Source organism: Aeromonas sanarellii, assembly GCF_000820085.1.
In the GTDB taxonomy this organism is placed as follows: Bacteria; Pseudomonadota; Gammaproteobacteria; order Enterobacterales; family Aeromonadaceae; genus Aeromonas; species Aeromonas sanarellii.
The window spans coordinates 1-11,762 of sequence record NZ_CDBN01000093.1 but is presented as its reverse complement, the minus strand read 5'-3'; the positions used below and the strand labels follow the sequence as shown (position 1 = coordinate 11,762).

Genomic DNA, 11,762 nt, shown 5'->3' with positions numbered 1-11,762 from the left:
CTGGGCCCTGTCTGACCGCGCCTACCGCGCGGTCAACAAGGCCCAGGCGTTGATCACCGAGAAGAAATACGGCGAGGCGAATGCCAAGCTGCAGGAGGCGCTGTCAGGCGCAGGCGAGCGGGTCTACGACAAGGGGGTCATTCTGCAGACCCTGGGCTTCGTGGCCGCCCAGCAGGAGAAGTACGGTCAGGCGACCAAGTACTTCGCCGACGCCATCGCCACCGGCGGCCTGCCGCCCCCCGTGGCCCAGCAGGTGCGCTACAACCTGGCCCAGCTCTACATGGCCGAGGGGAACTTCAAGGGCTCCATCAGCACCATGAAGGAGTGGTTTGCGAACCTCGGCAAGGACGAGAAACCGACCCCGCACGCCTACATCACCCTGGCCAACGCCCATGTGCAGCTCAAGCAGTACCGGGAAGCCATTCCGGCGGTGGACAGCGCGATCAAGCTCTCCGCGGGCAAGGCACCGGAGTCCTGGTACCTGCTGAAGATGGCGGCCCACTACGAGCTGAAACAGTACAAGCCGGCCACCGAGGTGCTCACCGCCCTGGTGGACAGATACCCGGAGAAGAAGAAGTACTGGACCCAGCTCTCCGCCATGCACATGCAGGCGGGCAACGATGCCAAGGCCCTGGCGGCGCTGGAAGGGGCCTACAACCTCGGCATGCTGACCGAAGCCAACGAGTTGCAGCGTCTGGCCAACTACCTCGCCTTTGCCGGCATTCCCCACCGCGCCGCCCGCGTGATGGAGAAGGCCATGAAGGAGGGGACCATCGAGAGCACCGCGGCCAACTACAAGACGCTCGCCAACTACTGGCATCAGGCCAAGGAGCTGGACCCGGCCATCGACACCCTGGCCAAGTCCTACAAGCTGGCCCCCAATGCCGAGCTGCAGCTCAAGATGGCGCGCATGATGATCCAGAGCAAGCGCTACCAGGATCTGGTAGCCTTCGCCGCCAAACCTGCCGCCAACGCCAGCGGCGAGCAGCGGGCGGATCTGAAGTTCCTGACCGGGGTCGCCTATTTCGAGCAGCAAAAGCCCAAGGAGGCGCTCTCCGCCTTCACCCAGGCCGCCCAGAATGGCAACGTCAGCGGCCGCGCCACCCCCTGGATCAGCTTCCTGAAGGAGCAGCAGGGCGGCGCCGTCACTCAATAAACCGGCACGCCATGGGCAAGAATCCGCCCATGGCGACTGCCCATTCACAATGGGGTTCGCCCCGCAGATTGCCTTGGTGGCAATTGGCCGCTCTTCGGAGCGGTCTTTTTTATGGCACCTCCCCTGCCCTCTTCCCCCTCCTTCTCCTTATACAGGGCACAAAAAAATCCGGAGCCTGGGCTCCGGATTGGGTCGTTGCGTTGACGCGGGGTTGCCCCCTCAACCTGTCATCAGTAGCTGCACACCAGCTTCCAACTGCCGTCACCCGCTCTGAGTTCGCTGCTGGTAAAGCAGCCGGGACAACTCAATAGTTGCACACCAGCTTCCAACTGCCGTCGCCCGCTCTGAGTTCGCTGCTGGTACAGCAGCCGGGACAACTCAATAGTTGCACACCAGCTTCCAACTGCCGTCACCCGCTCTGAGTTCGCTGCTGGTACAGCAGCCGGGACAACTCAGTAGTTGCACACCAACTTCCAGCTGCCGTCTCCGGCTCTGAGTTCGCTGCTGGTACAGCAGCCGTGACAACTCAGTAGTTGCACACCAGCTTCCAGCTGCCGTCACCCGCTCTGAGTTCGCTGCTGGTACAGCAGCCGGGACAACTCAGTAGTTGCACACCAGCTTCCAACTGCCGTCACCCACCTTGGGCTCGCTGCTGGTCCACCAGTTGGCCTGCCAGACCCCCTTGTTGTGGGTCATGCGGTCGTTGCCATTGGCGTGATCCCCGCGCGGCCAGGTCGGATAGGCGTTGTAGTCCGCCGGGTTGACGTTCTGGCTGGCGCAGGTGGTGCCACCGCTGCCGCCGTCACCCCCACTGCTGCCCAGCACCGCCTCGGCCAGAGCCGGGAAGTCGGACTTCAGGCCTATGGTCTGGCTGCCGGCAATCAGGCGCATGCCGCTCGGCACGCCGGCGGCCGGCAGGTAGTAGGTCATGGCCACTTCCACGTCGGTGCCCGGCGCCCAAGCCTTCCAGGCCGGCAGCGTCAGGGCCACCTTGTGGAAGTCCTTCTCGCTCGCGATGCCGTCCGAGTTCTGGTTGCCGCCGCTCTCCACCACCTTCAGCCCCATGCCGCTCTGGTCGGTGATGGTGTCGGAGGTGGAGGTGGGCACCAGGAACTCGATGCGGGTGCCGCCCGGAATGGTCTGGGTCGACCTGTTGGTGAGCTTGAGGGTCGGGTTGATCGGGTAGTTGGAGTCCCCTTCCTTGAAGCCGGAGAGGCTCACGCCGATGTCGAGCTGGGCGGCCGGAGCCGGCAGGTCATTCTGCTTCAGGGCCGCCTTGTCGGCCTTGCTGAACTTCTCGTAGGCGAGGCTGGTGAGGGTACTGCCCATCACGTACTCGTTCTTCGCGGCGTCGAAGTCATAGTCCCCCGCCATCTCCCAGAACATGACGCCCCCCAGGCCGCGCTTGACGATGTAGTCGAGCTTGTGACCCATGGACTCTTCATCTTCGGTGGAGAGGAACACCTTCTTCTGCTCGTTCCAGAGCCAGGGCGCATGGGCCTTGTCGTCGTAATAACGCACATACTGCCCTTGGATCACGTCTGCCGGGTTGTTGGGATCCAGACCCCAGGCCTGGCCGTAGCTCGGCAGGGTGGTAATGCCGAGGCTGGCTGCGTGCTCCAGGTTCTTGGCGTGCCACATGGGCACGGCGCCACCGCCAATCTCCTTGCCGTTCTTGTCGAGGTCATGCCAGATGTTGTCGATGCCCACCGCCCCGTTGCCGCAGGGGATGGTGCTCCCCCCCGTGCCCGGCTGGCAATCGCTCTGGCTCGGCAGCGCCGCCTTGCCACCCAGACCCTGGGTGCCACCGGTGACCCCCTGCCAGCCACGGGTGTAATAGGGCACGCCGATGTTGATCTTGCCCGCCGCCAGGGCACCACGGAAGTAGTGGGCCGCCCAGGCGGAGTTGAGATAGCCGATGCCGCCAAACTGGGCCTGGGTGTAGACCCCCCACTGGGCCAGCTCGGGATCCGCCTTGTTGTCGAACAGGGCGGCGTTGTGACCAACGAAGTGGTTCCAGGCGCCGTGGAAGTCATAGGTCATCAGGTTGACGTAGTCGAGGTACTGGGTGACCTGGAAGTTTTCCATGCCGCGCAGCAGGTAGGCCGAGGCCGGCGAGGCGATGGTCAGCATGTACTTGCGACCGTCCTCGGTGCCGGCGCTGTCGAGCTTGTTGCGCAGGGTCTTCATCAGCACTTCATAGTTCGCAAACAGCTTGCCGCGACACAGGTTGGAGAGCGGGAAGTCGTTGGGGTTGCCCGCATCCTTCATGGAGGTGGGGTACTCATAGTCGATATCCACCCCATCGAAGCCGTACTGGCGGATGAAGCCCACCGCCGAGTCGGCAAAGGCGTTGATGCCGGCGGTATTGACCGAGCAGTCGCCCTTGGTGGTGGCAGCGTAGAAGCCGCGGGTATCGGCCCAGCCCCCGACGGAGATGAGGGTCTTCACGTCCGGATACTGCTTCTTGTACTTCGACAGCAGGTTGAAGTGGCCCTGGTAGGCGAACTCGGGATCCATCTCGGCGCCCGGCACGCCGTTCCAGGTCATCTTGGTGGCCGAGTCGTCCACCTTGATGACGTGGCTCTGCTCGTCCACCGCCGCGAAGGCGTAGTTGATGTGGGTGATCTTGTCCCAGGGGATGTCGTTCACCAGGTAGGCGGGCAGGCCGTTCTTGCCGGTGCGCCAGGAGGTGAAGTAGCCGATGACGCGGCGACCGTGATCATCCCCCATGCACTCGCTGCCGTCGGCGCGGTAGATCTGGCGCACGTCGCAGGAGAGGTTGCCGCCGGTGGGAGGCAGTGCGGCCTCTTCCACCTGCACATCCACCTGGGCCGATTCGCCAGAGAGATTGGCCTTGTCGGTCGCCACCAGCTTGAGGCCGGTCAGCCCCTTGTTTTGCGGCGTCCAGCTCAGCTGCCAGGGGGCGCTGGTATCTTCGGTGACCTTCTTGCCATCGACGAACAGCTCGATCTTGGCCACGTCGTCGTTGGCGTCGGTCACATTGCCGGTCACTGTGAGGGCGCGGCCCAGGGTCACTCTGGCCCCGGCTGCCGGGCTCGCGATGCTCACCCTGGGCGCCTCCGGGGCCACCACGGCGGCGACCTTGAAGCTCGAATCCGCCTCGCTCAGCACCTTGCCGTCTTTATCCAGCGCCCGGGCCTTGAGGGCGTGAGCGCCCACACCGGCGGCAGGCCAGCTGGCACTCCAGGGGGAGGCCGTCGCCGTGGCGACCAGGACGCCGTCGACCAGGTATTCCACCCGGGCCAGCGCCGTGACCGGGCCGCTCAGGGTCACCGCCAGGGCCAGGCTGGCCCCTTCGCTGACGCTGCTGCCCAGGGCGGGGGAGCCGATGGCAACGACCAGGGCCGGTGGCGGCACCTCACCGCCATAGGGTTTCCAGGCATCGGCCCAGACCACGCCCACCCCGGGGGCATAGTGGTAGGGCGAGGCGCCGCACCAGCCGGAGTAGGGGAATTCCTTGCATTCGTAGAGGTTGCCCACGTTGCTGACGATGTCGCCAGCCTTGTAGGCGGTGCCGGCCTGATAGGCGGGGTAAGCGGCCTGCGCCCAGGCAGGGACGGCCGCAAGGGCGACCAGCATGGCGAGCCTGCTGGGCCTCAAGATCTGTTGCATATTGTTGTCATCCTTGTTTTGTCTTGGCTTTTAAGACCGGGAAAAGCGCAATCGCAACAGGGAACAAGGGAGCGACAACAGGCCATGGACGGGCCACAAACCCTCAAGTCACCCTGGGTAACCCCGCTGTCTGACCCGCGTGGGTCAGATCGGAGGCTTTGCGTCCCGGCATCACTGCCGGTTTGCCCTTAGCCTGGGTTCCGTGAGGAACAGGGCGAGTATAGGAAGCAAGTGACAACGGCTCAATCTTTATTCTCGAAGGAAAATATGTGAATGCCGGCGGCTTCACACTTTTCACCCACCGGACAAATAACAAATAACTCATCAATATCAAACTGTTAGCCATGTCAAAAAATGGCGGATGGCCTCTTTTGTCTCCTTATAATGTGCGCCCCCTCACTGGTCAGAGCAGCCAGAAATGTGACAATGCGCGCCCTTGGCCACGATGCCAAGGCTATGGAAACACTGGCAAAAATAAAAAAAGGAATCCCCATGAAAGGAACACCTACCCTGCTGTCGCTGGCCGTGGGGCTCGCCCTCGCGTCCCCGTCTCTCCATGCCGCCGACTTCAGTTGCCCGGCCGACAGTGCCCTCACCCCCATCCCCGCCATCCAGGGCAGCGGCGACAAGAGCCCCCTCGTCCCGGACGATCAGTTCGAAAGCGCCCAGAGCGTCTCGGTCAAGGCGGTGGTCTCGGGTCTGGGCGAGAGCCTCAACAAGGGCTTCTACCTGCTGGATGTGCAGGGGGACGGCAACCTCGAGACGTCGGACGGCATCTTCGTCTACCTCAATGACAAGAACTTCGCCAGCAAGTACCCGGACATCAGGCCGGGCGCCCTGGTCTGTCTGGAGGCCAAGGTCGAGGAGTATCATGGTCACACCCAACTCAAGCCCCTGTCTGATGGCAGCACACCGCGCCTGACAACCCTGGCCCAGGGCGCCGCCCCCGCCGCCACGGCACTGCGGGTGCTGGAGGGGGAAACCCTGGCCCGGGCCCTGGAGCGTCACGAAGGGATGCGGGTGCGCCTCGATGGGGGCAGCGCGCTCAAGATCAGCCGCAACTTCAGCTACGACTATGCCGCCCGGCGCAACAACCTGGTGCTCGCCCACGGCGCCCCGCTGATGAAGCCGACCCAGCTCCATGTGGCGAGCAGCCCCGAGGCCGTGGCGCTGGCCGAGGCCAATGCGGGCAACCGCGTCTTCCTCGAGTCGGACTTCAAGGCCGCCAACGGCAAGCTGCCCTGGTTGCCGGCCTGGGAGCCGGAGCAGGGTTACCTGCGCATCGGCGATGCCCCGGTCAATCTGGAAGCCCTGGTGGGTTACAGCCATGACGAGTACCGCCTGATAGTGCCCAAGGATCAGCGCATCACGGCGGGGGATCTGCTGCGCACCGACGAGAACGACCGCCAGGGCGCACCGGCCCGCGCCAATGGCACCGACCTGCGCATCGGCAGCTTCAACGTACTCAACTACTTCACCAGCCACTCCAGCGTGGGGGGCGCTCTCAACGTGCTCTGCGCGGATCAGGCGGACGCGGACAGCGCCAAGGGCTGCAACCGCGGCGCCAAGAGCCTGGAGGAGTTCCAGTTGCAGCGCGCCAAGATCGTCAACGCCATCACCGAGATGGACGCCGATCTGCTCGGCCTGATGGAGATGGAGAACAACGGCTTCGACGAGCACGCCGCCCTCCACGATCTGGTGGAGAGCCTCAACGCCCGGCAAAAGGAGGCGAGCAAGCACTACGCCTACGTCACCCTGCCCAAGGCCCTGCTCACGGAGGATCGCTTCTTTGGCGGCGACGCCATCATGGTGGCCATGATCTACCGCCCCGCCCTGCTCACCCCGAGCGGGGATACCGACGTCATCCCCCTGCCCCAGCAACGCTACACCACGGGCGGCGTCACCAGGAGCGCCGGTCAGCGGGACTCCCTGGTCCAGCGCTTCACCGTGGCGGGCAGCGACGCCCCCCTGACCCTGGTGGTCAACCACCTGAAATCTAAGGGGTCGGGTTGCTATGAGAACGGGGATGGCAAGACGGAGCCTGCGGATCTGCAGGGCAAGTGCACCGAGTTCCGGGTCAGTGCCGCCAAGGTGCTGGGGGAGGCGGTGAGCAAGATGCCGGGCCAGGTGCTGCTGGTGGGGGACTTCAACTCCTACGCCAAGGAGGATCCCATCCGGGTGCTGACCGACTATGTGCCGGTCGCGGGGGAGCGCCAGATCCACTCCGCCTCCCACACCTACATCGGCGATAAGCCCTATGAGCAGATGGGCCAGACGGTGGCCAAGGGTTACGGCCTGGTTGATCTGAACGTCAAGTTCAACCAGGAGAAGGCCATCTCCTACAGCTACGAGGCCGAGCTCGGCACCCTGGACTATGCCCTCGCCAACCCGGCGCTGGCTGACAAGGTGGTGGCGGTGGCCGACTGGCACATCAACTCCTTCGAGAGCAACCTGTTCGAATATGGCAGCGCCTACACCGGCGATCTCATCAAGTCGGACAACCCCTTCAGCGCCTCGGACCACGACCCAATCATCGTCGACCTCAGGCTCAAGGAAGCGAGCAAGGGGGGTGGCGGCGCCATGGGCGTCCTGCTGTTGGCTCTGTTGCCGCTGGCCTGGCGACGTCGTCACGGCTGATGCCGAACCGGCATGAACCAGAAGCCCGCCGCAGTGCGGGCTTTGTTACGACGAAGAGGAAGGGAAGATGGAGGCGAAAAGAAAAAGGCCACCGCAATGCGGTGGCCTTCTATATGGTGGAGCTACGCGGGATCGAACCGCGGACCTCTTGCATGCCATGCAAGCGCTCTCCCAGCTGAGCTATAACCCCGATATGTATGAATGACGTCTCGTCATTCTGAATTTGGTGGAGCTACGCGGGATCGAACCGCGGACCTCTTGCATGCCATGCAAGCGCTCTCCCAGCTGAGCTATAACCCCAAATTCTTTCTTCATTAGACAACGGGTTCTGGCGGCCGGTTGTCCGTGACTGCAAATAATGGTGGAGCTACGCGGGATCGAACCGCGGACCTCTTGCATGCCATGCAAGCGCTCTCCCAGCTGAGCTATAACCCCACAAAGGTCGGCCTGGGTGATACACACCGCACTGCCCTGGGTACTTCATCTTCAATAAGGAACCTGGTGGAGCTACGCGGGATCGAACCGCGGACCTCTTGCATGCCATGCAAGCGCTCTCCCAGCTGAGCTATAACCCCTTGGATTCCAGATTGTTCGAGGAGAATTTGGTGGAGCTACGCGGGATCGAACCGCGGACCTCTTGCATGCCATGCAAGCGCTCTCCCAGCTGAGCTATAACCCCAACTCACCTCGGCGCTACCAAAGTTATCTCTGGCAACGGAGGCGCATGATAGGCATCGCCCGCTTTGCTGTCAACCCAAAATTCTCGCTCGTTGGAGCGTTTAGTCAAAATTCAGGCAGTTAGCCGGTTTTACCGCCAACCTCGTCGCTATCTCCCTGTTTTACGTCGCAAATCCGCTCGAGGCCAAAATGCGAAGGGCCCCGTCAGGGGGCCCTTCTGGTGATTCACAGCGGCTTACACGGCGGCCATGCGCGCTTCGATGTAGGCCAGCACCCGCTCCTTGCCCACCAGCGCCATCACGGCGTCGGCAATGCCAAGGGGACTGACCCGTACCGGTGAGCCTGAATTACTCGGCGGCCATACGCGCTTCGATATAAGCCAGCGCGCGATCGATACGAGCGAGGACCCGCTCCTTGCCCACCAGTGCCATCACGGCGTCGATGGCCGGGGACTGACCCTGGCCGGTGACGGCCACGCGCAGCGGCATGCCGACCTTGCCCATGCCTTGGCCCAGCTCGGCGGCGGTCGCTTCAATCAGCTCGTGCAGCGCCTCCGTGGTCCAGGTATCCAAAGCGGCCAGCTTGGCCCTGGCCAGTGCCAGGGGCTCGGCCGCGACGCCGCGCAGATGCTTCTTGGCGGCGGCTTCGTCGATGGCCTCGTACTCTTCGAACAGGTAGCGGCTCTGGGCGGCCACCTCCACCAGGGTGTTGCAACGCTCGGCCAGCAGGGTCACCACGTCGGCCAGGGCCGGGCCCTTGCGGGTGTCGATCTGCTGGTGCTCCATGTGCCAGGCCAGATGCTTGGCCACATAGGTCGGATCCAGGCTGCGCATGTAGTGGTTGTTCAGCCACAGCAGCTTGTCGGTGTTGAACGCGGAGGCGGACTTGGAGATGGCGTCCAGGCTGAACAGCTTGATCATCTCGTCCAGGCTGAAGATCTCCTGATCGCCGTGGGACCAGCCCAGACGCACCAGATAGTTCAGCAGGGCCTCCGGCAGGTAGCCGTCGTCACGGTACTGCATCACGGAGACTGCACCGTGGCGCTTGGAGAGCTTGGCACCGTCGTCACCCAGGATCATGGAGACGTGGGCAAATTCCGGTACCGGCGCGTTCAGTGCCTTGTAGATGTTGATCTGGCGCGGGGTGTTGTTGATGTGGTCTTCACCACGCACCACGTGGGTGATCTCCATATCCCAGTCATCGACTACAACACAGAAGTTGTAGGTCGGCGCACCGTCGGTACGGCGGATGATCAGATCGTCGAGCTCTGTGTTGGCGAACTCGATGCGGCCACGGACGTGGTCATCGAACACCACGGAGCCTTCGGTCGGGTTGCGGAATCGGATCACATGCGGTGCATCGGCCGGGTGATCGTGGGCGCCATCCCGGCACTTGCCGTCATAACGGGGCTTCTCGCCGTTGGCCATCTGGCCTTCACGCAGCGCTTCCAGCCGCTCTTTGGAGCAGTAGCACTTGTAGGCGCGGCCGTCCGCCAGCATCTCGTCGATCAGCGCGTTGTAGCGGTCGAAGCGCTTGGTCTGGTAGTAGGGGCCCTCATCCCAGTTCAGCTCCAACCATTCCATGCCCTCAATGATGGCGTCGATGGCCTCCTGAGTGGAACGTTCCAGATCGGTATCCTCGATACGCAGCACAAACTCGCCGCCCTGGTTCTTTGCAAACAACCAGGAATAGAGTGCGGTACGGGCACCGCCGACATGCAAAAAGCCGGTCGGGCTGGGAGCAAAACGGGTCTTGACTTTCATCTTTAAGCCTTGTGTAGAGGGCCTTGGGCCAATTCGTTAAAAAAACCGTCGCATTTTAGCACCGACAATGACGGATGGGAAAACCATGGAGAGGCAGAGGGTAAAATAGGGGAGAAACAGGTAAAAACCACTGACTATGAGTGGGATCGCAGAATGTTACCTCTTTTTCCGCTTAGCTAGGCGAGATTGCTGGAGAGATCTCCCGCCCTGCCGATACTTCGGACAACCTTCTACCACACAAGGAACGCAAGATGCAGTTTCGTACTATCCAGAATCGCATCCTGGTGCTGGCCGGGATCGCCATGACCGCGGCCCTGGTCATCCTGATCCTGCTCAATCAATACTCGGGCCGGCAGACCCAGCAGCTCACCATCAGTTCCAGCCGCGCCGCCCTGCAACAGGAGGCCTGGCAGAAGGTGAGCGCCAATGCCCGCGCCGAGGCCGCCACCATCACCCAGCTGCTGCAGAAGGGGCTCTCCTACACCCAGCAGATGGCCAGCGTCTTCGCCCGGCAGCAGGAAGGCAAGCTGCCGCTGGATCGCCAGCAGGCCACCGACCTGCTCAAGGCCCAGCTCGGTCTGGAACCCCAGCTCTATGGCGCCTTCGCGGGCTTCGAGCCCAATGGCTTCGACGGCCAGGACGCCAGCTTCGCCGGTCAGACGGCGCTGGGCAGCGACGGCCAGGGGCGCTTCGTCCCCTACTTCTATCGCGACAAGGATCAGATCGGCACGGATCTGTTGCTCTCCATCGAGAAGAGCGACCCGGACGAATTCGGCAATCCCGCCAACGACTACTACGCCTGCCCGCAACGGGAGGGGCGCTCCTGCCTCATCGACCCCTTCAAGGTCGACATCAACGGTCAGCAGGTGCTGGTGAGCACCATCACCACCCCCATCCTGGTAAACGGCCAGTTCAAGGGGATAGCCGCCCTGGATCTGGCGGTGGACTCCATCAGCCGTCAGGCCAAGTCCCTCAACAGCAACATCTATGACGGCAAGGGGGAGACCCTGATCGTCAGCGCCGCCGGTGTCATCACCGGCACCAGCGGCGATGCCGCCCTGCTCGGCAGCCGGGCCGACAAGGTGCTGGGCGACGGCTGGCAGCAGTACCTCAAGCCGGAGGTACAGCGCCAGGAGCTCGACGAGGCGTTTCGTATCTCGGTGCCCATAGCTGTGCCTGGCATGAGCCGCAACTGGGCCATCATAGTCACCCTGCCCTACCAGGTGGTGCTGGCGGGGGCCGACGAGCTGGAAGCCCAGCTCACCGACATGAACCGGGCCGCCATGACCCAGCAGCTGATCGGTGCCCTGCTGGTGCTGGCGCTGGCGCTCGCCACCATGCTGGTGATCGCGCGCAGCATCACCGGCCCCATCCGCCAGATGGTCAGCCTGGTGGATGACATCGCCGACGGCGAAGGGGATCTCACCAAGCGCCTCAACACCCAGTCCCAGGACGAGCTGGGGGCCCTGGCCCGCGGCATCAACCGCTTTATCGACAAGCTGCAGGCGCTGCTCGGCGACGTGCAGAAGACCGCCAGCGAGGTGCATCGCCACGCCGGCGACACCGATCGCATCGCCGGCCAGACCGACACCAACCTGCAGCATCACCAGGCGGAGATGGAGCAGATGCTGACCGCGGTGCAGGAGATGTCCTACGTCAGCCAGGAGGTCGCCACCCACGCCAACAACACTGCCGACTCCGCCAAGCAGGCCCAGAGTGCGGCGGATCAGGGCAAGGTGCGCTTCCAGCAGGTGATCCACTCCATGCACAGGGTCGCCGCCGAGGCGGGCAAGGGCGCCGAAGTGGTGGAGGGGCTGGCCCACGACAGCGAGCAGATCACCAGCATACTCACCGTGATCCAGGGCATCGCCGACCAGACCAACCTGCTGGCC

Annotated in this window: 5 protein-coding genes, 5 tRNA genes and 1 riboswitch; of the genes, 3 read left to right on the top strand and 7 right to left on the bottom strand. The window is 63.4% G+C overall.

What is annotated here, in order from left to right; all coding sequences use genetic code 11:
- A partial coding sequence (locus BN1132_RS17600) for a tetratricopeptide repeat protein (protein ID WP_042079113.1) occupies positions 1-1,156 on the top strand: 1,156 nt, incomplete at its 5' end.
- A 600-nt stretch (positions 1,157-1,756) separates the two neighbouring features.
- On the opposite strand, the gene BN1132_RS17595 is transcribed toward BN1132_RS17600, so the two are convergent.
- Positions 1,757-4,792 (bottom strand): glycosyl hydrolase family 18 protein, encoded by a 3,036-nt coding sequence (locus tag BN1132_RS17595; RefSeq protein WP_052447047.1) that lies wholly within the window; start codon positions 4,790-4,792, stop codon positions 1,757-1,759.
- Between the two features lie 113 nt (positions 4,793-4,905).
- Positions 4,906-4,989, bottom strand: a riboswitch (cyclic di-GMP riboswitch).
- A 295-nt stretch (positions 4,990-5,284) separates the two neighbouring features.
- Between BN1132_RS17595 and BN1132_RS17590 the strand changes: the two genes are divergently transcribed.
- Positions 5,285-7,429 carry an ExeM/NucH family extracellular endonuclease gene (locus BN1132_RS17590; protein WP_042079112.1) on the top strand — a complete coding sequence of 715 codons (2,145 nt, stop codon included), beginning with the start codon at positions 5,285-5,287 and terminating at the stop codon, positions 7,427-7,429.
- Positions 7,430-7,543: 114 nt separating this feature from the next.
- Here the strand turns inward: BN1132_RS17590 and BN1132_RS17585 are convergent.
- From BN1132_RS17585 to gltX, 6 genes are all read right to left on the bottom strand, one after another.
- Positions 7,544-7,619: transfer RNA gene (locus tag BN1132_RS17585), tRNA-Ala, on the bottom strand.
- 34 nt (positions 7,620-7,653) lie between these two features.
- Positions 7,654-7,729, bottom strand: a tRNA-Ala gene (locus tag BN1132_RS17580).
- A 59-nt stretch (positions 7,730-7,788) separates the two neighbouring features.
- Positions 7,789-7,864, bottom strand: a tRNA-Ala gene (locus BN1132_RS17575).
- Positions 7,865-7,928: 64 nt separating this feature from the next.
- Positions 7,929-8,004, bottom strand: a tRNA-Ala gene (locus BN1132_RS17570).
- Positions 8,005-8,032: 28 nt separating this feature from the next.
- Positions 8,033-8,108, bottom strand: a tRNA-Ala gene (locus tag BN1132_RS17565).
- Positions 8,109-8,454: 346 nt separating this feature from the next.
- The gene (gene gltX, locus BN1132_RS17560; protein ID WP_042079111.1) at positions 8,455-9,870 is read right to left on the bottom strand and encodes a glutamate--tRNA ligase; all 1,416 of its coding nucleotides are present in this window, start codon (positions 9,868-9,870) and stop codon (positions 8,455-8,457) included.
- A gap of 251 nt (positions 9,871-10,121) precedes the next feature.
- Here gltX and BN1132_RS17555 point away from each other — a divergent pair.
- The coding region (locus BN1132_RS17555) for a methyl-accepting chemotaxis protein (protein ID WP_042079110.1) at positions 10,122-11,762 on the top strand (1,641 nt) is incomplete at its 3' end.